The 24,090-nt window shown below is 66.5% G+C and carries 21 protein-coding genes; 8 read left to right on the top strand and 13 right to left on the bottom strand.

Annotation, left to right across the window (positions count from 1 at the left end; genetic code table 11):
* Positions 1-2 precede the first annotated feature (2 nt).
* Positions 3-926, bottom strand: coding sequence for an NAD(P)-dependent oxidoreductase (locus tag C7R54_RS00920; protein ID WP_129148321.1), 924 nt, complete (start codon positions 924-926; stop codon positions 3-5).
* A gap of 152 nt (positions 927-1,078) precedes the next feature.
* Entirely contained in the window at positions 1,079-2,530 is a 1,452-nt protein-coding gene (locus C7R54_RS00915) for an aldehyde dehydrogenase (protein ID WP_129148320.1), read from the bottom strand.
* 153 nt (positions 2,531-2,683) lie between these two features.
* Between C7R54_RS00915 and C7R54_RS00910 the strand changes: the two genes are divergently transcribed.
* Positions 2,684-3,712 carry a Bug family tripartite tricarboxylate transporter substrate binding protein gene (locus C7R54_RS00910; RefSeq protein ID WP_240039335.1) on the top strand — a complete coding sequence of 343 codons (1,029 nt, stop codon included), beginning with the start codon at positions 2,684-2,686 and terminating at the stop codon, positions 3,710-3,712.
* Between the two features lie 99 nt (positions 3,713-3,811).
* On the opposite strand, the gene C7R54_RS00905 is transcribed toward C7R54_RS00910, so the two are convergent.
* From C7R54_RS00905 to C7R54_RS00895, 3 genes are all read right to left on the bottom strand, one after another.
* The gene (locus C7R54_RS00905; RefSeq protein WP_129148319.1) at positions 3,812-4,918 is read right to left on the bottom strand and encodes an enolase C-terminal domain-like protein; all 1,107 of its coding nucleotides are present in this window, start codon (positions 4,916-4,918) and stop codon (positions 3,812-3,814) included.
* 10 nt (positions 4,919-4,928) lie between these two features.
* Positions 4,929-5,552 carry a glutathione S-transferase family protein gene (locus tag C7R54_RS00900; protein ID WP_192903565.1) on the bottom strand — a complete coding sequence of 208 codons (624 nt, stop codon included), beginning with the start codon at positions 5,550-5,552 and terminating at the stop codon, positions 4,929-4,931.
* Positions 5,553-5,737: 185 nt separating this feature from the next.
* Positions 5,738-6,739 carry a Bug family tripartite tricarboxylate transporter substrate binding protein gene (locus tag C7R54_RS00895; protein ID WP_129148317.1) on the bottom strand — a complete coding sequence of 334 codons (1,002 nt, stop codon included), beginning with the start codon at positions 6,737-6,739 and terminating at the stop codon, positions 5,738-5,740.
* Between the two features lie 461 nt (positions 6,740-7,200).
* On the opposite strand from C7R54_RS00895, the gene C7R54_RS00890 reads away from it, so the two are divergent.
* The 7 genes from C7R54_RS00890 to C7R54_RS00860 all read left to right on the top strand — a co-directional run bounded on the left by C7R54_RS00890 (position 7,201) and on the right by C7R54_RS00860 (position 14,513).
* Entirely contained in the window at positions 7,201-7,980 is a 780-nt protein-coding gene (locus C7R54_RS00890; protein ID WP_129148316.1) for a FadR/GntR family transcriptional regulator, read from the top strand.
* 399 nt (positions 7,981-8,379) lie between these two features.
* Positions 8,380-9,111 (top strand): gluconate 2-dehydrogenase subunit 3 family protein, encoded by a 732-nt coding sequence (locus C7R54_RS00885; RefSeq protein ID WP_129148315.1) that lies wholly within the window; start codon positions 8,380-8,382, stop codon positions 9,109-9,111.
* Between the two features lie 4 nt (positions 9,112-9,115).
* Positions 9,116-10,891 (top strand): GMC family oxidoreductase, encoded by a 1,776-nt coding sequence (locus C7R54_RS00880; protein ID WP_129148314.1) that lies wholly within the window; start codon positions 9,116-9,118, stop codon positions 10,889-10,891.
* Between the two features lie 14 nt (positions 10,892-10,905).
* Positions 10,906-12,237: a cytochrome c gene (locus C7R54_RS00875; RefSeq protein ID WP_129148313.1), complete on the top strand. Its 1,332-nt coding sequence runs from the start codon at positions 10,906-10,908 to the stop codon at positions 12,235-12,237.
* A 501-nt stretch (positions 12,238-12,738) separates the two neighbouring features.
* Complete coding sequence (locus tag C7R54_RS00870) at positions 12,739-13,104, top strand: hypothetical protein (protein WP_240039334.1); 366 nt, start codon at positions 12,739-12,741, stop codon at positions 13,102-13,104.
* Positions 13,101-13,562: a DUF2846 domain-containing protein gene (locus C7R54_RS00865; RefSeq protein WP_129148312.1), complete on the top strand. Its 462-nt coding sequence runs from the start codon at positions 13,101-13,103 to the stop codon at positions 13,560-13,562. Before C7R54_RS00870 ends, C7R54_RS00865 begins: the two co-directional genes overlap by 4 nt.
* A gap of 186 nt (positions 13,563-13,748) precedes the next feature.
* On the top strand, positions 13,749-14,513 hold the full coding sequence (locus C7R54_RS00860; RefSeq protein WP_129148311.1) for a hypothetical protein: 765 nt from the start codon (positions 13,749-13,751) through the stop codon (positions 14,511-14,513).
* 103 nt (positions 14,514-14,616) lie between these two features.
* Here the strand turns inward: C7R54_RS00860 and hutG are convergent, their stop codons facing one another.
* The 8 genes from hutG to C7R54_RS00820 all read right to left on the bottom strand — a co-directional run bounded on the left by hutG (position 14,617) and on the right by C7R54_RS00820 (position 24,089).
* The gene (gene hutG, locus C7R54_RS00855) at positions 14,617-15,420 is read right to left on the bottom strand and encodes an N-formylglutamate deformylase (RefSeq protein ID WP_129148310.1); all 804 of its coding nucleotides are present in this window, start codon (positions 15,418-15,420) and stop codon (positions 14,617-14,619) included.
* Positions 15,417-16,436, bottom strand: coding sequence for a hydroxyacid dehydrogenase (locus tag C7R54_RS00850; RefSeq protein WP_129148309.1), 1,020 nt, complete (start codon positions 16,434-16,436; stop codon positions 15,417-15,419). Before C7R54_RS00850 ends, hutG begins: the two co-directional genes overlap by 4 nt.
* A 77-nt stretch (positions 16,437-16,513) precedes the next feature.
* Positions 16,514-17,803, bottom strand: a complete 1,290-nt coding sequence (locus tag C7R54_RS00845) for a Zn-dependent hydrolase (protein ID WP_129148308.1) — start codon at positions 17,801-17,803, stop codon at positions 16,514-16,516.
* 4 nt (positions 17,804-17,807) lie between these two features.
* Positions 17,808-19,589 carry an ABC transporter ATP-binding protein gene (locus C7R54_RS00840; protein WP_129148307.1) on the bottom strand — a complete coding sequence of 594 codons (1,782 nt, stop codon included), beginning with the start codon at positions 19,587-19,589 and terminating at the stop codon, positions 17,808-17,810.
* Positions 19,590-19,593: 4 nt separating this feature from the next.
* Positions 19,594-20,433: an ABC transporter permease gene (locus C7R54_RS00835; RefSeq protein WP_129148306.1), complete on the bottom strand. Its 840-nt coding sequence runs from the start codon at positions 20,431-20,433 to the stop codon at positions 19,594-19,596.
* A 3-nt stretch (positions 20,434-20,436) separates the two neighbouring features.
* Positions 20,437-21,423 carry an ABC transporter permease gene (locus C7R54_RS00830; protein ID WP_129148305.1) on the bottom strand — a complete coding sequence of 329 codons (987 nt, stop codon included), beginning with the start codon at positions 21,421-21,423 and terminating at the stop codon, positions 20,437-20,439.
* A 97-nt stretch (positions 21,424-21,520) separates the two neighbouring features.
* The gene (locus tag C7R54_RS00825) at positions 21,521-23,143 is read right to left on the bottom strand and encodes an ABC transporter substrate-binding protein (RefSeq protein ID WP_129148304.1); all 1,623 of its coding nucleotides are present in this window, start codon (positions 23,141-23,143) and stop codon (positions 21,521-21,523) included.
* A gap of 193 nt (positions 23,144-23,336) precedes the next feature.
* A complete protein-coding gene (locus tag C7R54_RS00820) occupies positions 23,337-24,089 on the bottom strand; it encodes a LamB/YcsF family protein (protein WP_129148303.1) in 753 nt (250 codons plus the stop codon).
* Position 24,090 lies beyond the last annotated feature (1 nt).

Genomic DNA, 24,090 nt, shown 5'->3' with positions numbered 1-24,090 from the left:
TGTCAGGGCTGGTGGCCCGAGGCGGCGTTCACGGGGGCGCCGCCATCCTCGTCATCGATCACGCGGCTGATGACGGGCCAGTACCGGTCGCCCAGGCCGCGCGCCAGGGCCGCTTCGAACCATAGGTCCACGTTGCGGGCACCGTGCGCCGGGATGCCGGTCTGTTCGGCCAGCCGCAGCGCGTAGTTCAAGTCCTTGCGCGCGTAGCTCACCGGGAACGCTTTCTCGGGAAATTCACCCGGCAGAATAGCCTTTAAGCCATGGTTGCGCAACGCGAAACTGTCCGCCGAACCGAGCGTGAACGTTTCGAGTATCACCTTGGGATCGACGCCCGAACGGCGCGCGATGCCGCGCGCTTCGGCAAGCGCGGTGACGGTTTCGAACAGCACCATGTTGTTGAGGATCTTGACGACCTGGCCGCTGCCGACGCCGCCGCACAGGGTGATTTCATTGGCGAAGGTCGCGATCAGCGGCCGGACCTCTTCGAAGACCTCGGGGGTCGCGCCCACCATGACCGACAGGGTGCCGGCTTCGGCGGCGGCGCGCGTACGCGCCACGGGCGCATCGATGAAGGTGACCTGGCGCTCGGCGAACTCGGCCGACAGCTTGCGGGTGGTGTCCACCGGCGAGGTGCTGGTGTCGACGATGACCTGGCCCGGACGGCAGGTGGCGAGCAGGCCCTGGTCGCCGCGCGCCAGCTTTTCGACGATCTCGCCGGACGGCAGCGACAGGAAGATGACGTCGCACTCGCGAGCCAGCGTCGCGACGTCGGCGGCCTGCACGCCATGCGGCGCCAGGCGGGCCAGCGGCTCCGGGTTCATATCGCAACCCAGCACGGGCAGGCCGCATTTTTGCGCCAGGTTGCGGCAGATGGGCTCGCCCATCACGCCCAGCCCGATGAAGCCGACGCGGGTAAAACGACTCATAGGTGGTCTCCGGTATTGAGGTGGAACTGTTGAAGTGCGGATGTGTTCAGGTATTGATGTATCGATGTATCGATGTATCGATGTATCGAGCGGGGCGGCGCCGCGCGGCAACGGACGTGTCCATGTGCCGCGGCAGGACGCCGCGCCGCGCCCTACATGGCGAAATAGATGCCCTTGGATTGCTGGTACAGGCGCAAGCCGCTGATGCCTTTCTCCCGCCCGATGCCGCTTTGCTTGAAGCCGCCGAAGGGCGTGGAGATGGAAAGCTGCTTGTAGGTGTTGACCCACACGCTGCCCGCTTCCAGTTGGCGCGCCACCCGCCACGCGCGGCGGTAGTCCGCGGTCCAGATGCCCGAGGCCAGGCCGTAGACGCTGTCGTTGGCCTGCGCGATCAGGTCGTCCTCGTCGTCGAAGGGCAGGGCGCACAGCACGGGCCCGAAGATCTCCTCGCGCACCACGTAGGCGTCGGACTTCAGGCCGCCGATTACGGTGGGCAGGTAGAACGCGCCCTGCGCCAGGTGGTCCTCGTCCGGCCGCTTGCCGCCGACCAGGATTTCGCCGCCGTCCTTCAAGGCGCTGGCGACCATGGATTCGATTTTCTCGCGATGGGCGAAGGACGCGATGGGGCCCATGCCGGCGCCTTGCGCGTCGGGCTGGTCGACCCGTATGGCGCGCGTGCGCGCCAGCAACTTCTCCAGGAAGACCTGTTGTACCGAACGCTGCACGTAAAGGCGCGAGCCCGCCACGCAGGATTGGCCACTGCCTTCGAAGATGCCGCCGATCACGCCTTCGACCGCCGCATCGAGATCGGCGTCGGCGCAGACGATGTGCGGCGACTTTCCGCCCAACTCCAGCGCGACCGGCATCAGCTTGTCGGCCGCCACGCGGGCAATGGCGCGGCCGCTGGCGGTGCCGCCGGTGAAGGACACCATGCGCACGCCCGGATGTTCGACCAGCAGCTTGCCGGCGCCGCTGCCCAGGCCGGTGACCACGTTCAGGATGCCCGGCGGCAGCCCGGCTTCCAGCGCGATGCGGCCCAGCTCCAGCGCGGGGGACGACGTCACTTCGGAAGGCTTGAGGATGACCGCGTTGCCGGCGGCCAGCGCCGGCGCGATCTTCTGCGCCTCCATGGTCAAGGGCGAATTCCAGGGCGTGATGGCGACGATGACGCCATAGGGTTCGTATTGCGTAAGCGACAGGTAGTTGCCGCGCGGCGGCGTGACTTCGCTGGTCACGGTTTCGCAGACGCCCGCGTAGTAGCGGAAGGTGGCGGCGGCGCTGGCCACCTGGGCCTTGCATTCGTTCCAGACCTTGCCGTTCTCGATCATCTGCAGGCGTGCCAGCAGGTCGGCATTGGCGTCGATGCCGTCGGCCATGCGGCGCAGCAAGGCGGCACGCTGGTGCGGCAGCATGTCGCGCCACGCCTTCTGGCGCACCGCGCGCCAGGCGCTGTCCACGGCGGCATCCACCTGCGCGGCGTCGGCCGCGCCCACCTCGAAGTTGGCGGCGCCGGTGGCGGGATTGACGGAGGCGAAGGTTTGCGCGGCGGGCGTCCAACGCCCGTCGATCAGCAAGGACTTTGCTTGGGAGGATGTCTGCGACATGGGTGTCTCTTCCAGTGGAGGGATGTTCCGGATCGGCGCGTGCGACAAACAGCGCGCTAAAAACGAAAACACTATAAAATAGAATGCATGTTCTGTGCTACAGAACATCAAGAATATACAAACCCTTCGTCGAAAACAAGAGGAGACCTCTCGATGAAACAGAATCATGGGCACATCGTGACGGCGCGCGCGCCGTCGACCACCTCGCGCCGTGGCCTGCTGGCGGCCACGTTCACCTTGTTGGGGGCGTCATTGATGCCGCTGGCGCCGGCCCACGCCGATACCTATCCGTCCAAGCCGGTCACCATGATCGTGCCGTATCCGGCGGGCGGCGCCACCGATGTGGTGGCGCGCGCCATCGCGGAGAAGCTGACGGGCGCGTGGAAGCAGTCGGTGATCGTGGAGAACCGCGCGGGCGCGGGCACCACCATAGGCGCGGGCACCGTGGCGCGCGCCGCGGGCGACGGCTATACGCTGTTCATGACGACGTCGGCGCACACCATCAGCGGCCATATCTACAACAAGCTCAACTACGATCCGGTCAAGGATTTCGCGCCGATCACGCTGGTGACCAAGGTGCCCTTGGTGCTGGTGGTCAATCCGTCGGTGCCAGCCAAGACGCTGCCGGAGTTCCTGGCCTACCTGCAAAAGGACGGCGCCAGCGTCAACTTCGCGTCGCCGGGCAACGGCACGGCGCAGCATCTCAGCGGGGAGCTGTTCAAGATCGCCACCCACTCGGCCATCACCCACGTGCCTTATCGCGGCGACGCGCCCGCCTTCACGGACCTGGTGGGCGGGCAGGTGCAGATGATGCTGGCGACCATTACGTCGGCCTTGCCGCTGATCCATTCCGGCAAGCTGCGCGCGCTGGCGGTGGCCAACGGCAAGCGCGTCCAGGCCCTTGCCGATGTGCCGACCTTCGCGGAGGCCGGCATGCCGGGCTTCGAGGCGGCCACCTGGTTCGGCCTGCTGGCGCCGGCGTCGATGAAGCCCGAACTGCAGCAACGTATTTACAAGGACGTCTCGGCCATCGTCGCCACGCCCGACATGCAGCGTCGCATCGAGGACCTGGGCGGTGAAGTGGTCAACAGCACGCCCCAGGACTTCGCCACGTTCATGCAGGAAGAAACCGCCAAGTGGGGCAAGGCGGTCAAGGCCAGCGGGATGGCGGCCTTGCAATAGCGGGAGGCAACTGCCACGCCACGAGCCGCCGCGCGGCTCGTGGCTTCGAAGAGGCGGGTTCCCGCGTTAGCGAAGGCGCGGTCCGGAACGCGACTTCGCCTAGAGCACCGCGATGCGCTTGCGTTCGATGAGCTCGAAATCGATGCTGGCGCCCAGTCCCGGCGCTTGCGGCGCATGGACATAGCCGTCGGCATCGGGCTCGATATCCTCCGCCATGCCGTACTTCTGCGCGCCGCCGGGCAACAGCACCTCGAAGTACTCCGTGTTCTTCAAGGCCATCGCGACATGCAGCTGGGCGAGGTTGTTCAGCGAATTGCCGCCATGATGGATTTCGTAGTTCATGCGAAAGGCCTCGGCCAGGTGCGCCGCCTTCAGCATATTGGTAATGCCTCCCTTGTTCGGCACGTCGCCGCGCAGGAAGTCGGTGGCGCTCTGCTGGATCCACGGCACATAGGAATCCAGGCCGGCGGCCGGCGCCTCCGTGGCCATGATGGGAATGCGCAGCTGCTGCTTCAGCTTCACGTAGTTGTACAGGTCGGAATCCTGCAAGGGATCTTCGTACCAGTAGTAATCGAGTTCCTCGATGGCGCGTCCCACGCGCACGGCTTCCGGATACTGGTAGGCCCAGGCGGCGTCCAGCATCAGCAGGTAGTCGTCGCCCACCGCGCGGCGCACGGCCTGGCACACGCGGATATCTTCCTGCCAGGGATGGGGCGGATGGATCTTGTACGCGGCCCAGTTGCGCGACTGGTACAGCAGGGCCTCTTCGGCGTATTCCTGCGCCGAGTCGAGGATCATCGAACTGGCATAGGCCTTGATCTTGTCGCGGAAGCCGCCGATCAGGCGGTGTATGGGCAGGCCGGCCGCCTTGCCCGCGATATCCCACAGCGCGACGTCGCAGGCGCCGATGGTGCGCACATTGGATGTGCGCACGCGGCGCCACATGGCGTGGAACAGCCGTTCCCGGTCCAGCGGGTCCTGTCCCATGAGGATGGGTTTCAGGTACTTGATGATGTTGGCCCCGTCCATGTCGGCGGGCCAGTAGGCCGACCCAAGAAAGGCGTGGCCGGTAATGCCGTCGTCGGTCTGGATCGCCAGCAGTCCCAGCTTGCTGGTGCCGGCGAACTTGCCTGTATGCGCCGCGTAGCTGGTCGGCGGGATGTCGTCCCAGGAGAACAGCGTGAGGGTGACGTTGTCGATTTTCATGCGGATGTCCTCAGCCTTTGTGGGTATGCAGGCGCATGCCTTCCTGCACGCCGGGGCGCGCCGCCATGCGCTCGCCCCAGGCCGACAGGGCCGGGAAATCGCCTTGCGGCAAGGCGTCGCGACGCAAGGCATAGTTGGGGTAGAGCATGAAGTCGGCGAAGCTGGGCGCGCCGGCCAGGTAGTCACGGCCTTGCAACTGTTTTTCCGCGATGCCGAAATAACGCAGGAAGCGCTTGCGGAACAGGTCGATGGTGCTGGGCACTTTTTCCGGCGCCACGTTCTCCACCTGGTTCATGGCAGCGCTGGTGCCGGCGATGTCGCTGGCGGCTTGCATGCACCATTGCAAGGCGTGGAAATAGGCGGCGGGGTCGGCGGGGATGTGGCGTCCTGATTTCTGGCAGGCATACAGGACGATGGCGCCGGACTGCGCCAGCACGAGCGGCTGGCCGCCGGGGCCGTCAGGGTCGACGATGGCGGGGATCTGGCTGGCCGGATTCACGCGCAGGTATTCGGGCGACCGATGGGCGCCGGCGCCCACGTCTATTGGAATGACCCGATGCGGCAGGCCGCATTCGGCCATGGCGATGGTGGCGCGCAAACCATTGGTGGTGCGCCAGGCGTAGACATCTATCATTGACTGCTTCTCCGGATTCGACGGGGGGAATGTTTTTGGTGATCGTGCGGGCTGGCGTGGCGTCATGGCAGGGCCGCACGGCGCCGCGCATTACGACGGATACGCGGCGGTTGGCCGGCGGCGGGACGGGCGGCCCATGGGTGTGTGCTTGCACGGGGCCGCCGCCGCCCATGGGCGTACACGGTTTACTCCACGTGCACCTTGGCGGCCTTGATCAAGGCCGCCCAGTCGGTGGACTCCTTGTCCAGCCATTGCTTGTAGGCGTCGGCCGACTGGTCGACCGGCGCCACCATCATCTTGCGCAGCGTGGCTTGCGTGTCCGGCTGGCGCATGAAGGCGACGACGGCGGCGTTCATCGCGGCGACGGTCTTGGGCGGGGTATTGGGCGGCGCGAACAGGCCTTGCGAAATCATGGAGGTGAAGCCGGGCACGCCCGATTCGCTGATGGTGGGGACGTCCGGCGCGTCGGGCGAGCGTTCGGGCGTGGCGATGGCCAGCGCGCGCAGCTTGCCGGCGTGCAGCAGCTCCAGCACCGACGGCAGGCCGGTGAAGACCATGTCGAGGTGGCCGCCCGCCGTATCGGTGATGGCCGGGCCGCTGCCCTTGTACGGCACATGCACCAGCTTGATCTTGGCATCCTCCATCAGCTTCTCGGCGGTCAGGTGCGTGATGCTGCCCGTGCCGGCTGACCCGATGGTCAATGTACCGGGCGCCTTGCGCGCGGCCGCCAGCACGTCCTGGAATGTCTTGAAGCGCGAGTTGGCGCCCACCACCAGCACATTGCCGAACATCGCCAGGTTGGCGACGGGAACCAGGTCCGCGCGCTTGTATTGCAGGTTGGGATAGAGCGCGGGCACGATGGTGTAGACTGCGGAGTCGGCCACCAGCAGCATCCTGTCCTCGGGCCGGGAGCGGATGACGGTTTCCGTGCCGATGATGCCGCCCGCGCCGGCGCGGTTCTCGACGATGGCATTTTCATTGAGCGCCTTGCCCAGGCCCGGCGCGACCAGCCGCGCGAACAGGTCCGAGCCGCCGCCCGGATTGAACGGCACCACGATGCGCAGGGGATTGCCGACCTGCGCCTGGGCGGTGGGGACGGCGAGGGCGGCCAGGGCGGTCAGCGTGCCGAGACCCAGCGCCAGGCAAGGGGCGCGCAACAAGCGGGCCCTCAACAGTTTGTTCAACATCGATTGTCTCCTTGGTTTTTATTGGCACTGCAAATTGGCATGCGCGGCTCGCCGGGGCGAGCGCCGGGCCGCTGACGTGGCGCCGGTTCCTTGGGACTGCGGGGCCGACCGAGGGGTCTCGCGGCCCTGGCGCGCGGACGATGGATCGCCGCGCGTCATGAAGCATCAAACTGATGGGCGTGGAAGAGGGCTGGCGGCGTTGCCGTCCATGGCGCGCGCCGCGGATTGCGCGGGCGCGGGCCAAGAAGACGGAGGCGCATCGAACTAGCGTAAACCGCCAGTCGATGTGGCTACCGTTCGTAACACGAACGGCGCCTATACCGTCTGCCAGAGGGGGTGTGTTGTCTCCATGGGCATGTTTTTTGGGTAAATTACATCATTGTTAAGTTGTAAGGCAACTGGTGTTTTCGTGCTGCCGCGCCGGCCGGATACGGGAGATATACTCGCTACAAAAAAGCACCATGAAAAAAGCTCGCAACGATTTCTCCCAACAAGGCGCCGATCGCCTCGCCGAAGCGCCCCGTGCAGCCGAAGGCCTGCGCACGCCCGAGCGGCCGCCGCGCCTGGCCGACCAGCTCTACGACCAGCTGCTGCAACAGATCACGCAAGGCAAGTATCCCGAGGACAGCCGGCTGCCTTCCGAATTCGATCTGTGCGCGGCCTTCGGCGTTTCCCGTCCCGTGGTGCGCGAGGCCTTGTTCCGCCTGCAAACCGACGGCATCGTCGTGTCGCAACGGGGGGCAGGGTCCTATGTGCGGCGCCGGCTCAGCCCCGAACTGGTCAGGTTGGCGCCGATAGGCGGCCTGGCCGAACTGGTCCGTTGCATGGAGCTGCGCCGCGCCATCGAGGGCGATGCCGCCTATATGGCGGCCTTGCGCCGCAACGACGAAGACCTCGCCGCGATGGCGTCCGCGCTGGCGGACATGCAGCGTGCGCTGGACAATCGGCAGGTCGGCAACGAGGCGGATTTCCGCTTCCATCAAGCGATCGCGCTGGCCTGTCGCAACGACCTGTTCGTCACCGCGCTGCAATCGCTGGCCACGCAAATCTTCGACTACATGCGCGTCATGCGCAGCCTGGCGCTGGCCAGCGAAGCGAGCCGCGGTCGCCAGGTGCAGCGCGAACACGAGCGCATCTTCCTCGCCATCAAGAACGAAAAGCCGGACGAGGCGCGCGATGCGATGCGCGAGCACATCAACAACTCGCGCATGCGCACGTTGGACGAGACGTTTGCCCCGTGATCGGAGCGGATGTTCGGGCTGCGTTTCGTCGACCACAAGCCGCTTACGCATCGTTACTCAGCATAAAGTAAGGGTAATTTCCGCGTCCAAATTCTCCTCATCCGTTAGAAAACGGTTAACATTCTTACGCGATCGATTGCTGAATTGCCGATTGCTTCGTAGTGCGTTTTTTCGTTTTGCTTTTGTGTAGCGGCCGACCCTTTACAGGCCGTTTGCTGGGCTGTCATGGGTGCAGTTTGGGCAAGGCATGGCTGCGGTGCAGGGTGGGGACGTGGACATAGATCCACGTGCAGTTCCGGAAGCGATCTCGCGTTTTTTCTCAAATCATCAGGGTCCTGATGCGAGGCGATACCGAGTTGCCGACTCGCGTCAGTGTCCTGGACACTAGCGAAGACATCCATGTCCAATGACGATCAAGAGCCGCGTCGCAAGTTTTTGCGCCAGGTGATTTCCATCGTTCCAGCGTCCACGCTGGCGACGGGCGCGGCGCTCACGCAGACGGCCTGTAGCAGCGGTACGTCCACCACGGCGGCCGCGTCCGGCAGCAATGCGCCCTACGAACCCCGCTATTTCACCGCGGACGAGTGGAAGTTCCTCCACGCCGCGGTCGATCGCCTGATCCCCGCGGACGATCTGGGGCCCGGCGCGGTGGCCGCCCAAGTGCCGGTCTTCCTCGACAAGCAGATGGAACTGCCCTATGGCCACGGCAAGCTGTGGTACATGCAGGGGCCCTTCCACACGGACCAAACGCCGGAAATGGGCTATCAGCTGAGCCTGGCGCCGCGCGACATCTACCGCCTCGGCATCGCGGCCTGCGATGCCTATTGCAAGAAGCAATACAACAAGATCTTCGCCGATCTGGACCATGCGACGCAGGAAACCGTGTTGAGCGACATGGAGCACAACAAGGTCAAGTTCGACCAGGTGCCCGCCAACACGTTTTTCGGCTATTTGCTGAAGAACACCAAGGAAGGCTTCCTTTCCGACCCCATCCACGGCGGCAATGCCGACATGGTGGGGTGGAAGCTGATGGGCTTCCCTGGCGCCCGTGCCGACTTCGCCGACTGGGCCACGCGCCCCGGTGAAAAGTACCCCTACGGGCCTGTTTCGATCTCCGGACGCCGAGGTTAAATCAATGGCAATCAAGAAAGATAAAGTCGACGTCGTCATCATCGGCCTCGGCTGGACGGGGTCCATCCTCGCGCAGGAACTCACCAGCGAAGGCCTGAACGTGGTGGCGCTGGAACGTGGCGCCATGCGCGACACGCCGACCGACGCCCAATACCCCAAGGTCATCGACGAACTGGACTACGCCGTGCGCGGCAAGCTGTTCCAGGAACTGGCCAAGGAGACCGTCACCATCCGCCACAGCCCGAACGACCTGGCCGTGCCTTACCGGCAGAACGGCTCGTTCCTGCTGGGCAACGGCGTGGGCGGCGCGGGCTTTCACTGGAACGGCATGCACTACCGCATGCTGCCGGAAGAACTCAAGCTGCGTTCGCACTACGAAGAGCGTTACGGGAAGAAGTTCATCCCGGAGAACATGACCATCCAGGATTTCGGCGTCACCTATGACGAAATGGAAGAACATTTCGACAAGGGCGAGTACCTGATGGGCACTTCCGGCAAGGCCGGCAACCTGAACGGCAAGATCGTCGAAGGCGGCAATCCGCTGGAAGGCGCGCGCAAGCGCGACTACCCGAACCCGCCGCTGGTCAACACGCTGGGCGCGCAACTGTTCGAGAAGGCGGCGAAGGAAGTCGGCTTCCATCCGTATCCCGCTCCCGCGGCCAATGCGTCGCAGCCGTACACCAACATCTATGGCGTGCGCCTGGGCCCCTGTAATTTCTGCGGCTTCTGCGAAGATTTCGGCTGCTATATGTACTCGAAGGCTTCGCCGCAGACGACCATCCTGCCGGTGCTCCTGAAGAAGGAAAACTTCGAGGTTCGTCCGCTGTCCTATGTGACGCGCATCAACCTGGATTCCGACAAGAAGAAGGCCACCGGCGTGACCTATGTGGACGCCCAGGGCCGCGAAACCGAGCAGCCCGCGGATCTCGTGATCTCGGCGGCCTACCAGATGCACAACGTGCGCCTGCTGCTGCTGTCGGGCATCGGCAAGCCCTACGACCCCAAGACCGGCGAGGGCGTGGTCGGCAAGAACTATGCGTACCAGATGAACGGTTCCATCAGCGCGCTGCTGCCCAAGGGCACGACGCTCAACCCCTTCATCGGCACGGGCGCCGGCGGCGTCGGCATGGACGACCTGAACGGCGACCAGTTCGACCACGGCAAGCTGGGCTTCCTGGGCGGCGCCAGCATCCGTCACGTGCGCTACGGTGGCCGCCCCATCAGCCAGACGCCCACGCCGCCGGGCACGCCGACCTGGGGCAGCAAGTGGAAGGCGGGCGTCGCCGATGCCTACCAGCGCCATATGGCCATCGGTATTTCGGGTTCGGTGATGTCGTATCGCGACGCCTACCTGGACCTGGATCCGACGTACAAGGACTCGCACGGCCTGCCGCTGCTGCGCATGACCTTCGATTGGCATGACAACGAATACGACATGCTTTCCTACATGGGCGACCGCATCGAAGAGGTCGGCAAGGCCCTGAAGCCGGAAAAGGTCATACGCGCGATACGCAAGAAGGGCCAGCACTACGACACGCGGGTCTATCAATCCACCCACACTACCGGCGGCGCCATCATGGGCACGAATCCGTCGAACAGCGTGGTCAACAAGTACCTGCAGAGCTGGGATGTCTCCAACCTGTTCGTGCTGGGCGCCTCGGCGTTCCCGCAGAACATGGGCTACAACCCCACGGGCGCCGTCGTCGCGCTGGCCTACCACGCGGTGAAAGCGATCAAGGAGCAATACCTGAAGTCGCCCGGTCCGCTGGTGCAGGCTTGATAAGGGGAATCGACATGCTGAATCGCTACGCTATCGCGACCCTGGTCCTGGCTACCTCCGCCGCCGCCACCGTGGCCTGGAGCCCGTCGTCGGCGCAATCCGCCGCGCCGGCCCCGGCGGCTGCTTCGGAAGATCAACAACTCATCGCCCGCGGCGCCTACCTGGCCAAGCTGGGGGATTGCGTCGCCTGCCACACTGCGGAGAAGGGCAAGCCTTTCGCCGGCGGCCTGGGTTTCGATACCCCGGTGGGCAAGATCTATTCGACCAATATCACGCCGGACAAGGACACCGGCATCGGCAAGTTCACGCTGGAGGACTTCGATAACGCCCTGCGCCGTGGCATAGGCAAGGATGGGTCCACGTTGTATCCGGCCATGCCGTACCCGAACTACGCCAACATCCGTCCGTCGGACGTCAAGGCGCTGTACGCGTACTTCATGCACGGCGTGCAACCGGTGTCGCAGGCCAACAAGGACTCCGACATCACCTGGCCCTTGTCCATGCGCTGGCCGCTGTCGATCTGGCGCCATGTCTACGCGCCCGACGTGGCGACCGACGACGCCGCGGCCTCGGCCGACAAGGACGCCGTGTTGCGCGGCAAGTACCTGGTGGAAGGGCTGGGCCACTGCTCGGCCTGCCACACGCCGCGCGGCATGGGCTACCAGGAAAAAGCGCTGTCGGACACCGATACCGCCTTCCTCTCGGGCGGCGTCATCGACAACTACCTGGCCAAGAACCTGCGCGGTGACATCACCGACGGCCTGGGCAAGTGGACGGAAGCCGATATCGTCGCGTTCCTCAAGAGCGGACGCAACGACCATACGGCGGCCTTCGGCGGCATGTCCGACGTGGTGGAGCATAGCCTGCAGTACGCCAGCGACGAGGACGTGACGGCCATCGCCAAGTACCTGAAGACGCTCAAGCCCGTCGATCCCAACGCCAAGGCGCTGGCCTACGACGACACCGCGTACAAGGCCTTGATCTCCGGTTCGGACCGCAGCAATGGCGCGCTGACCTTCGTGGACAACTGCATGGCCTGCCACCGTTCGACGGGCAAGGGCTACGAGCAGACGTTCCCGGTGCTGGCGCAGAACTCGGCGGTCAACTCCGCCGATCCGACGTCGCTGATCTCCATCGTCCTGCGCGGTGGCGAGATGCCTTCGACGAAGGCCGCGCCCACGCACTACGGCATGCCCGCCTTCGACGACCGCCTGACCAACCAGGATGTCGCCGACGTGCTGACCTTCGTGCGTTCCAGCTGGGGCAACAAGGCGCCGGCGGTCACCGCCGACCAGGTCGCCAAGATCCGCAAGGATTCGGGCGCCGCGGCGGAGCCCAAGCGCTGATGAAGGACTAGGGCAAGGACGACCGGCCTCCCGGCCGGCCGTTCCGGCTGGCTTCGGAAGGGACAAGCGCTCCGAAAGGAGCAAGCGTCACGAACACCCCGGTGGACCTCCCGCCCGGATTGGATGATATCCAACCCCGGGCGGGCAGGTTCACCGGGGTGTTTTCTTTCGCGTCGGGGCCAAGGGGCGCCCACCCGTACCTCCTTCGCAAGCCCCCTCTAGGGGACGGCGCAGGCGGACCGGCGGAGCCGGATCCGCAACGCCTTGGATAGGCATCGTGGAACTGCTGGATGCCGCGCGCCAGGCAGCGGCACGCAATGTTCCGAGACACTGTCCCGGCGTCCCGGCGTTCCGCTGCCGGTCTCTGTTTCAGCATCTATTCAGAATAGATTTGTTATGTTTTGTAGTAGATTAGAAGAATGAGACCAAATTGTGGCGGATTCAAGGCTGGGAGATGTGCGGCGCCTGCGCCGATGGCGTCGTCGCGGCTCGCGCCCATTCATGGCCGGGCTGCTCGCACTTGTGTTGACCGGGTGCGCGGCCAATGTGCGCCATGCGCCGGCGACGCTGGACGCTAACGCCGCCGCGCAAGAAGTCCAGTTCCTCCAGGAAGACGTCGAGGTCATGCTGCCGACGGGCTACCGCCGCCAGATTGCGCGGGGTTCGCAATGGCGGCAGGTCGGCACGTTGCCCCAGGGCAGCGTGCTGCGTCCTGTAGGCGCGGTGTTCACGATCGAAGGACGCCAGGTCCATGAAGCGTACCTGGTGGTGACGCAAGACAAGCTCGTCGGATTTTATCTACCGGGGGACCGTGCGTATTCCGCGCTCGGCCTGCCGGTCGTGCTGAAGCTGGGAGAGAGGCAATGAAGCGGGTGATGAAGTGGGCGTTCGTGGCAGCGGGCGTGGCGCTGCTGGCCGGTTGCGCAGCCAGCGGTCCCAAGTTCGCCGAGATGTCTTCGACGATTCCGCAGGTCAAGGAGGGGCAAGGGCGCGTGTATTTCTTCCGTTCGTCTTCGATGCTCGGCGCCGCCGTGCAGCCCGAGATACGCCTGAACGACCAGGTCGTGGGCAAGTCGCAGCCGGGGGGCTTCTTCTACGTGGATGGCGCAAAAGGCACCTATAAGGCCGCCGCGTCCACCGAAACCGAGAAGACGCTGAGCTTTACGCTGGACGCGGGCGAGACGAAGTACGTGCGCGAAGAAGTCTCGATGGGCGTGCTCGTGGGACGCATCGTTCTGACGCTGGAATCCGCGGAGAAGGCCTTGGCTGAACTGGCCAAGCTGCACTACACCGGCGGGGCCGACGACAAGGTGGCCCGGAAATAGCCGGGTGCGCCCGTACGGACTATGACTGGATACGGGCGCGGATATCGGGAAGCCGTCGGCATTGGCCACGATGCGTGGCGGCATTTCCGGTTTCTTGCGCCCCGTCAGGAGGCAATCAGCGTGGGCTGGTGGAGAGAATTACTCGGTCTGAAGAAGCGTCCAGGGCCATCGGAACACCAGGAGGCAATGGCCGCCGATCACGGCGTGGCGCCCGGCACGGGGGACGCGGACGTGGTGCTGGCGGATTACGTGCGAGAGCGGTCGGACACGTTCGCGTCGACGGCGGCGGCGCGCGACGCATGCTATGCGCTGCTGGGCGATGTGGAGCCGGACGTGCTGGCGCCTCTCGTCAACCCCGCATCCTTGGGCGGGCCGACGTGGCCGTCCGTGCGCCAGGCGTGGACCGTCATTCATCGGCGGGGGGCGACATTGGCGATCAGCAATGGCTTGAGCGACCCGTTCGACAGGCGCCAGGTCAGCCGGGGGCCGGCCGGCGCGCTGGACTCGGGCTGGCTGGGATACGGCGTGGAGGTCTACACGGAAATGCCGGGACGACCCGCGCAGGACCTGACCCGGTCGTGGCTGTTCGACCTGATCTACCAGGTCAGCCAGAATGTGGCGCATCATGGCCAGTTCCTGCGGCTGATCGACCGCCACAGCGTGGTGTCCATGCTGCTGGAGGTCAAGGGCTTGCCCGCCCAATGGCTGTCGCCCGAAGGCATGGCCGGCCTGTTGATCGGTTTGCCGGCCGCGTCCGTGCCGGCCAGCTTCGATACGCCGCATGGGCCGGTGCGGCTGCTCGCGGTGACGCTGCTGCACCCGCGGGAGGTGGCGTTCCTGGAGAGCAGCCAGGACATCCTGGGCAACCGGCAGGCATTGGTCGATCGCCTGTCCGCGCTGCCGGACGGGCATGTCAATGACCTTGGACGGGCGTCGGTCATCACGGATTGAGGTCTGTATGGCCGGTGGCGGTAGCCGGTGCCGGTAGCCGGACCCCGGCCGCGCGGAGCCGGGTCACGGTGCAGCCGCGCCGCCACCCTGGCTCCGGTCGCGATCAACCCTTGCGCGTCAACGCCGCGTATGTGTTCTTCACCATGGCTTGCAGGGTGGGCAGCAGCTTGTCCGCCAGGTCCTCGCGATAGCCGTAGGGCTCGGTCTCGTCCATGTACACGCATTGCGCCATTTCCAGCTGCACGACATGGACGCCGTCTTGCGGGCGGCCGTAGTGCCGCGTAATGTGGCCGCCCTTGAAGCGGTCGTCGATGACCCAGGAGTAAGGGCCCGCCGCCGCCGCGGCCATGGCGGCCTCGCGCAGGGCGGGGGCGCAGGCGGCGCCGCTGAAGGTGCCGAGGTTGAGGTCCGGCAGGCGGCCTTCGAACAGGTAGGGCAGCTCGCTGGCGATGGAGTGCGCTTCCCACATCAGCACATGCCCGTGCTGCCGGCGCACGCGCTGGAGCTCGGCGGCCAGGGTGTCGTGATAGGGCTGCCAGTAGTCGCGCACCCGTTGCGCGGTCTCGTCCGCGCCGGGGACGTCCGCCGGGTCCAGGTAGACCGGCTCGCCATGGAAGGTCGCCACCGGGCACAGTGTCGTGGTGGTCTGTCCGGGATAGAGCGCGCCGCCGTCGCTGGGACGGTTCACGTCGATCACATAGCGCGAGTAGTTCGCCCGCACCATGGAGGCGCCCATGCGCCGCGCGAAATCGTACAGGCGCGACAGGTGCCAGTCGGTGTCGGCCAGCTTGCGCGCGGCCGGCGTCATGCGGCGCGCGTACGGCTCGGGCAGGTATTCGCCGCCGTGCGGGATGGAGATGAGCAGCGGAATGCTGCCTTGTTCGAGACTGACGATGGGCGGGGTCATGGCTGGCGATCGATGGGAAGAGGGGAAGCGGAAAGGGGATGGCGGGGCAGGCGGCGGTGCGTCCAGACGTCGGGCCGGACCATGTGGGGCGGCTGCCGCCCCGAGAGCACGTCGATGATCTGGTCCGCGCATTGGCTGGCGGTGGCTTGCAGCGCTTCCTGCGCCGATCCGGCCACGTGCGGCGTCAGCACGGCATTGGGCAGGCCCGCGATGGCGGCGCCGGCCGGCAGGGGCTCGGTCTCGAATACATCCAGGCCCGCGCCGAACAGGTGGCCATCGCGCAAGGCATCGGCCAGGGCGGCTTCGTCGATGAGGCCGCCGCGCGAAGTGTTGATCACGATGGCGCCGCGCTTCATGCGGCGCAGCGCGGCGGCATCCAGGGTGTGGCGGGTATCGGGCCGCAGCGGTCGGTGCAGGGACACCACGTCCGCGTCGGCGAGCAGTTCGTCCAGGCTGGCGGCGCGGCGCGCGCCGGCTGGCAGCGCCGCGTCGGCCGGCAGGCTGGGCGACCAGGCCACTACCCGCATGCCCAGCGCCTGCGTGACCATGTCGCAGAGAATGCGGCCGGTGCGGCCCAGGCCGACGATGCCCAGCGTCTTGCCGCACAGTGAGATCATGGGCTGTTCATACTTGAAACGCCAGTCCCCCTTGCGGGTGGCGGCATCGGCCAGCGCGGCCTGGCGCGCCGTGGCCAGCATCAGCATCAGGGCGTGCTCCGCGACGGCCTGCACATTGGCCGACGGCGTATAGACGACCGGGATGCCGAGGTCGCTGGCGTGGGCCACGGCGATCTTGTCGGTGCCGGTGCCGTGGTTGGCGATGACGCACAGGTTCGGCGCGATGTCGATGAGATCGGCGGGCAGGCTGTCGCGCACCAGCACGGCGTCGGCCCGGGCGATGACCTGGCGCAGGGCATCCAGGGTGGTGCCGGGCGGTTCGATGACGTCCATGCCCGCCGCGCGCATGCGTTGCGGGCCGCTGGGATGGACGGGTTGGGCGATGACGCAGGTGGGCATCGGTGGGTCTTCCTCTCTTCTTTATTGCTTGCTTGTTTACGTTGGTTTTTTGACGCGTCGGTCGCGCGGCAGGCGCTTCAGGGCGCGGCGACCGCCACCTCCGCACGCCCGGCCAGCACCTGTCCGAGGACACGCGCCCCGGCCGCGAAATCCGCCATGTCCATGGCCTCGTCCGGATTGTGGCTGCCGTTGGCGTTGCGCACGAACAGCATCGCGCTGGGCACGCCCTGGTTGGCGAAGGTGGCGCTGTCGTGTCCGGCGCCGCTGGGCATGTCGCGCACGCCGGCGCTGATGCCTGCCGCGGCGGCGTGCAGGGCCTGGCGCAAGGCCGGGTCCATGACCGCCGGCTGGCTGCCCGACGCCGGCCCCCATTCGAAGCTTACGCCTTGCGCGGTGGCGATGGCGCGCGCGGTCGTCAGCAGGTGTTCATCCATCAGGCGCAGCGTCGCGGTGTCGCGCGAGCGGATGTCGACCGAAAAGGATACCTGCCCCGGGACCTTGCTGAAATCCGCCTGCCTGGGGTCGGTGTAGACCTGGCCGAAGGTCAGCGTCAGTTCGTGGCCGTCGTTTTCCATCTCCGCCCAGATGGCCTGCAAGCGGTCGATCAGCGCGGCCAGCGCGACTACCGCATCGGCGCGATGGCCGCGCGGGGTGGCGCCGGAGTGCGCATAGCGTCCGAGCACGCGCGCGGCGCGATAGCGGTGGCTACCGCAGATTCCGGTCACCACGCCCAGGGGTTGGCCGGCGCCCATCAGCACCGGGCCCTGTTCGATGTGCAGTTCGACGAAACAGTCCAGCCCGGTCGCTTGCAGCGCGGGCACGCCCGCGGCCACGAGCTCCGGCTGGCCGCCGCAGTCGCGGATGTGGTCGCCCAAGGGGCGTCCGGTATCCGCGCGAGGGCTTTGCAGGGCCTGGGCGTCGAGCAGGCCGAAGGCCGCCTTGCTGCCGGCGTACGAGACGGGAAACCAGGCGCTTTCCTCGGCGCGTATGCCCATCACGACGACATCGCGCTGCGGGGTCGCGCCGGCGCGCACCCATCCGGCCAGCACCGCCAGGCCCGCGACCACGCCGGCCGCGCCGTCGTAATTGCCCCCGCGCGGCACCGAGTCCAGGTGCGATCCGGTCATCACGGCGGGCAGGTCGCGGCGCCGGCCGGGCAGCGTCAGGTAAAGATTGAGCGCGGCGTCCCTGCGCACGACCAGCCCCAGCTGGCGCGCGCAGTCCGCCATGGTCTCGTGGGCCGCCTGTTCGCCGGCGCCGTAGCTGTCTCGCGTCATGCCCACGCCGTCGTGGCTTTGCGCGCGCAAGCGTTCGAACAGGCGCTCGGCGAGGGGAAGGTCGGGTTCTATCATGGTCGCGGACGGCATCGGATCAGGTCGCCTTGTGGGCGGTGGCGGGGGGGAGATGCGGGGCATGGGGGACATGCGGGACAGCCGCCTGGTGCATCGCCGCGGCGGCCGGCGCAGGGGCCGTCGACGCGGTCGCCGTATCGGTGGTGACGGCCGCCGCCGGATCCCAGTCGCGGCCGGGCATGGCCGCGATCAGCTGGCGGGTGTAAGCGTGCTGGGGATCATCGAAAATACGCGCCGGCGGTCCTTGCTCCACCACGCGGCCGCGATGCATGACCAGCAGGTGGTCGCAGATCTGGGCCGCCACCCGCAGGTCGTGGGTGATGAAGATCAAGGCCAGTTGCAGGCGCTGTTGCACGTCCCGCAGCAGCTTCAACACCTGTGCCTGCACGGACACGTCCAGCGCCGACACCGACTCGTCGGCGACGATCAATTGGGGCTCCATGGCCAGGGCGCGCGCGATGCCGATGCGCTGGCGCTGGCCGCCGGAGAATTCGACAGGATAGCGGTCGAAGGCGGACGGATCCAGCTCCACCAGCTTGAGCAGTTCGCGCGCGCGCTGCTCGGCCTGCGCGCGCGCGACGCCGTTGGCGAGCGGCCCGTCGCACAGTATGCGGCCCACGGTCTGGCGCGGATTCAGGGACGCGAAGGGATCCTGGAAAATCATCTGGATCTTGCAGCGTTGCGGGCGGAAGCGGGCCTCCGACAAGGGCGCGATGTCCTCGCCGTCGAACAGCATCTCGCCGCCGTCGATCTCCAGCAGCTTGAGCAGGCATTTGCCGATGGTCGACTTGCCGGAGCCCGATTCGCCCACGATGCCCAGGGTCTGGCCACGGCCCACGCTGAAGCTGACGTCATTGACCGCGTGGACCACGCGTTTCTTCTGGAACAGGCCGCCGCTGGCGGCGTATATCTTGTTCAGGTGCCTGACCTCCAGCACGGGGCGCGGGCCGGCGCCGCGGCGTTCGCCCGCCGAGGCCTGCTGGCTGGGCACGGCGGCGATCAGGCGCCGGGTATAGGGATGGCGCGGCCGGTTCAGCACCTGCTCCGCGGGGCCTTCCTCGACCAGGATGCCTTTTTCCATGACCGCCACGCGGTCGGCGATCTCGGCGACCACGCCGAAGTCATGCGTGACGAACATCACGCCCATGCCTTTCTCGCGCTGGATGCGGGCAATCAGGGCGAGGATCTGCGCCTGGGTGGTGACGTCCAGCGCGGTCGTGGGCTCGTCGGCGATCAACAGGCGCGGCTCCAGCGCCAGCGCCATGGCGATCATCACGCGCTGGCGCTGGCCGCCGGACAGGCGGAAGGGCCAGGCGTGGCGCAGCGTCGCGGGTTCGGGCAGGCCGACGAACTCCAGCAGTTCGAGCACGCGCGCCTGGCGCGATTCGGCGGTGCCGACGTCGTGCACGCGCATGACTTCGTCGATCTGGTCGCCGACCGTCAGCAGCGGATTGAGCGCCGACAGGGGTTCCTGGAAGATCATCGCCATTTCGCGGCCGCGCATGCCGCGCAGCGTGTCTTCGTCCAGTTGCAGCAGGTCGCGTCCGCCGAACAGGATCTGGCCGCCTTGCGGACGCAGGTAGTCCGGCAAGAGGCCCATGATGGCGTTGGCGCTCATCGATTTGCCCGAGCCCGACTCGCCGACGATGCACAGGATCTCGCCCGGACGGATGTCGAAGGAGATGTTCCTGACGGCATGCGGCCGGTCGCCGCCGGCGGGCAGGGCGATGGTGAGGTCGCGGATGGACAGCAGGGGCGCGGCGGCGGACGTGGAGGCTGAGGAGGAGGTGGAGAGGGTCATGGCGTCACGCTCCACGTTTGCGTAGCTGCGGATTGAGGGCATCGTTCAGGCCTTCGCCGATCAGGTTGATGGCCAGCACGGTGAGCATGATGGCCAGGCCCGGCCACAGGCTCATCAGCGGCGCTTCGCGCAGCATGGTGCGGGCCGCGCCTATCATGAAGCCCCAGCTCATCAGGTTGCGGTCGCCCAGGCCCATGAAGGACAGCGCCGATTCGGTGAGGATGGACGTGGCCGTCATCAGCGACGCGGTGACGATGATGGGCGAGGCCGCATTGGGCAGGATCTGCGTGAGGATGATGCGCAGCGGGCGCTGGCCGATCACCACCGCCGCCTGCACGAACTCGCGGGTGCGCAGCGTCATGAACTCAGACCGCACCAGGCGCGCCACCGGCGGCCAGGAAACGATGGCGATGGCGCCTACGATGGACACCAGGTTGGGCTTGAAGATCGCCACCAGCACCATGGCCATGGCCAGTTGAGGAATGGTCTGGAAGAACTCGGTCAGCCGCATGAGGAGGTCGTCCAGGCGGCCGCCGAAATAACCGGCGAGCGCGCCCACCAGGATGCCGATCAGCACCGCGACGGCGGTGGAGATGACGCCGATCAACAGCGAGACACGGGCGCCATAGGCCAGGCCCGCCGCGATGTCGCGGCCCAGCATGTCGGTGCCCAGCGGAAAGGAGGGGTCGCTGAACGGGGCGAGCAGGGGCGATCCCACCATCATCCACGGCGATTCGTCGAACCAGAAAGGAGCGACCAGCCCGACGGCGATCACGGCCAGCAGGATGATGACGCCCGCGGTGGCGCCCCGATGGGCGCAGAAACGTTTGACAAAGGCTTTCATGTATCAGCTTCCCTGGATGCGGGGATCGACGAAGCGATAGATCAGGTCGGTGATCAGGTTGAAGACCACCACCATGGTCGAGGTGACCAGGAACACGCCCAGCAGCAACTGGTAGTCGCGCTGGACCAGGGCGTCGAACATCAGGCGGCCGATGCCGGGCCAGCCGAAGACGGTCTCCGTGAGCACGGCGCCGCCGGCCATCTGGCCCAGCTGGATGCCGGCGAAGGTAATCACCGGCAGCAGCGCGTTGCGCAGCGCATGGCGGCGGATGATCTGCTGTACCGGCACGCCCTTGGCCCGCGCGGTCTTGATGAAGTCCATGCCCAGGACTTCCAGCATGGAAGCGCGGGTCAGGCGCGCATAGATGGCCATGAAGAAGCAGCCCAGCGAGACGGTGGGCAGGACCAGGTGCTGCGCGATATCGCTGACCCGGGCCCAGCCGGTCAGCGTCGATGCCACCGTTTCCATGCCGAACGGCGGCAACCAGCCCAGCGTCAGGGAGAAGAAGATCACGGCCAGCAAGGCCAGCCAGAACTGCGGCGTGGCGTAGATCAGCAGGGCGCCGCTCATGATGGTGCTGTCCACCCAGCGGCGGCGCCCTTCATAGCGGGCGCGCGCCGCGATGACGCCCGCCAGCATGCCCAGCGCGACGGAGAACAGGAAGGCGCAGGTCATCAGCAGCAGCGTGGCCGGCAGACGGTCCAGGATCAGGTTCAGCACGGGCACGCGTTCACGGTACGAATAGCCAAGGTCCAGGCGGGCGATGCCCTTCAGGTAGGTGCCCAGCTGGACGTAGACGGGCTGGTCGAGGCCGAACTCGCGGCGCAGCTGCTCCACGTAGGCGGGGTCGGAGGCGCCGGCCTCGCCGGCCAGCACGGCGGCGGGGTCGCCGGGGGCCATGCGTATCAGCAGGAAATTCAGGATCACCACGCCGAGCACGACGATGACGGCTTTGCCAAGCCGCGAGGCGAAATACGACAGGGTCTTCAAAGCGTCGGCTCCAAAGCGGTAAGACAGGAAAACGGGAATGCGGCGGCCGGCGCCCCGGCCGATGCAGGCCGTGGCGCCGCCGGCGGCAGGGCGCGGCTTACTTGTCGATGTAGACGTCGGCGAAGGTGTCGTTCAGTCCGATGGCCGTCGTGACCAGGTTATGGATCCTGGCGCGATACAGCGAGGGATTGTCGATCTCGAACAGGTAGCCGTTGGCGACTTCGTCCACCAGGATCTTCTGCACCTGGGCATACGCCTGCGCGCGGTCCGCGTCCGAGGTCGCCGTGGCGGCCTTGTCCCACAGCGCGTCGGCTTGCGCGTTCTTGTAGCCCTCGTTGTTGACGAAAGCCGAGCCCTTGACGATGTTGCGCGTCAGGAACAGGCGCGATACGCCCAGGGCCGGATCGCCGTACTGCGACGTGAAGCTGAAGGTGAGGTCGAAATCGAAATCGGACACGCGCTTGGACCACGTGCCGGCATCGGCCGCTTCCATATCGACGGTGAAACCGATCTGCTGCAGGGCCTGGCGGGTGTACTCGCCCAGGCGATCCCAGGCGGCGCCGTAGGGATAGGCGAGGATCTTCACCGGCGTCTTGGACAGGTCGACGCCGGACTCCTTGATCAGCGCGCGCGCCTTCTTGATGTCGTACGGGTACTGCGTTACGTCGGCGCTGTAGAAGGGCGTCTGCGACGAGATCGGGCCGGTGGACACCTTGCCCAGGCCGAAGAAGATGTTGTCGACGATGAACTTGCGGTTCAGCGCGTACATCACCGCCTGGCGCACCTTGATGTTGTCGAACGGCGGCTTGCGTTCGTTCATCTGGATATAGGCCTGCTGCGCGAACATTTCCCAGCCCTTGGTGGTGTATTCCACATTGGCCAGGGCTTTCAGGCGCTTGATGTCGACGTTGTCGACGTCGCCGCTGCGCAGCACATCCACGTCGCCGCGCTCGAAGGCGACGGCGCGCGACGCCGAGTCCGGAATCACGCTGAAGACGATGCCGTCCAGATAGGGCTTGCCCTTCTGCCAGTAGTTGGGATTGCGCACCAACTCGATGACCGAACCCTTGTTCCAGTTCTTGAACATGAACGGGCCGGTGCCGATGGGATGCTGGTTGTTGGGGTTGTTCAGGTAGTCGGTGCCGTCGTACAGATGCTTGGGCACGATGGGCATGTTGTCGCTGACGAAGGCCTTCAGGAAGGGCGCGAAGGGCGTCTTCAGCTTGATTTCGACCTTGTCCGGCGCCAGCGCCGTGACCGAGTCCACGAACTGGTTGATGATGACGCGGGCGCGCGGGTGCACGGCGCGCAGGAACTTGTCGATGCTGAAGACCACGTCGTCGGCGCTGAAGGGCTTGCCGTCATGCCAGGTCACGCCTTGCTGCAGGTCGAAGGTATAGGTCTTGCCGTCCTCCGAGACGTGCCATGCGCGGGCCAGGCCGGGCTGGGGCTTGAGGTCGGGCGACCAGGTCAGCAGGCTTTCATAGATCTTGCCGGCCACGTACTGGGTGGGAATCTGCTGGTTCAGGCCCAGCATGAGCAGCGGCGGCTCGGGCTGGACGATGGCGCGCAGCGTGCCGCCGCGGGTCGGGGTCTGGGCTTGGGCGCCGGTGATGCCGGCGACGGCAAGCGCGGCCGCCAGCGCGGCGGACAGCAAGGGGCCCTTGATTCCGCGGGTGCGGCGCGGGGCGGTGGGCGTGTTGCGTCGGGTGGAAGACATGCAGGTCACTCCTAGGGTAGACGGTGGCGTGGAGACGCTGAGGGCGGCTGTTACAGCATCCGAACCACTTTCGAGGAAAAAAAGCTTCCCCAGCCGTGCGGTGACACGGCTTGCAGAGGGAAGGTCTTGCTACGGCTTGGCGTCCGGCCCCGTCTCCCCTTGAGTACGCGGCCGGATTCCAGGTGGACGGCTGCTACACCGTCCGGACTTCAATGCCTTCGGCTTCCAGCGCGGCGCGGATGTCGCGAGCGAACACCGCGGCGCCGGGCTGGTCGCCATGGATGCACAGCGTGTCGGCCTTGATGGGCACATCCTTGCCCGACAGGGAACGCACCACGCCTTCCTTGACCATGCGCTTGACCTGCGCGATGGCCTGGCCGACATCCTCGATCATGGCGTGCGGCTGCGAGCGGGGCGTCAGCGTGCCGTCGTCCTGGTACGTGCGATCGGCATAGACCTCATGGATGGCGGTCAGGCCGCGGTCCAGCGTGGCCTTGGCGATCGGCGCGTTGGCGACATAAATGGGTAGCGACGGATCGACGTCGGCGACCGCGCGGGCCACGGCATCGGCCAGTGCGGGATCGCGCGCGGTCATGTTGTAGAGCGCGCCGTGCGTCTTGACGTGGTGCAGCGTGCCGCCCTGGGCGCGGGCCATGGCCTGCATGGCGCCGACCTGGTAGACCACCAGGGCGTAGACTTCTTCCGCCGTCATCGCCATGACGCGGCGGCCGAAGCCTTGCAGGTCGGGCAGGCCGGGGTGGGCGCCGATGGCGACCTTGTGCCGGATGGCGGCGCGCACGGTGGCCAGCATCACATCCGGGTCGCCGGCGTGAAAGCCGCAGGCGATATTGGCGGCGGTGATGTGCGGCATCAACTCGCTGTCCTGGCCCATGACCCAGGCGCCGAAGCTCTCGCCCATGTCACAGTTGATATCGATGGAAGGCATG

The sequence above is a fragment of the Achromobacter aloeverae genome (assembly GCF_004121055.1).
In the GTDB taxonomy this organism is placed as follows: domain Bacteria; phylum Pseudomonadota; class Gammaproteobacteria; order Burkholderiales; family Burkholderiaceae_B; genus Bordetella_C; species Bordetella_C aloeverae.
This window is presented reverse-complemented; position numbering and strand designations above follow the sequence as displayed.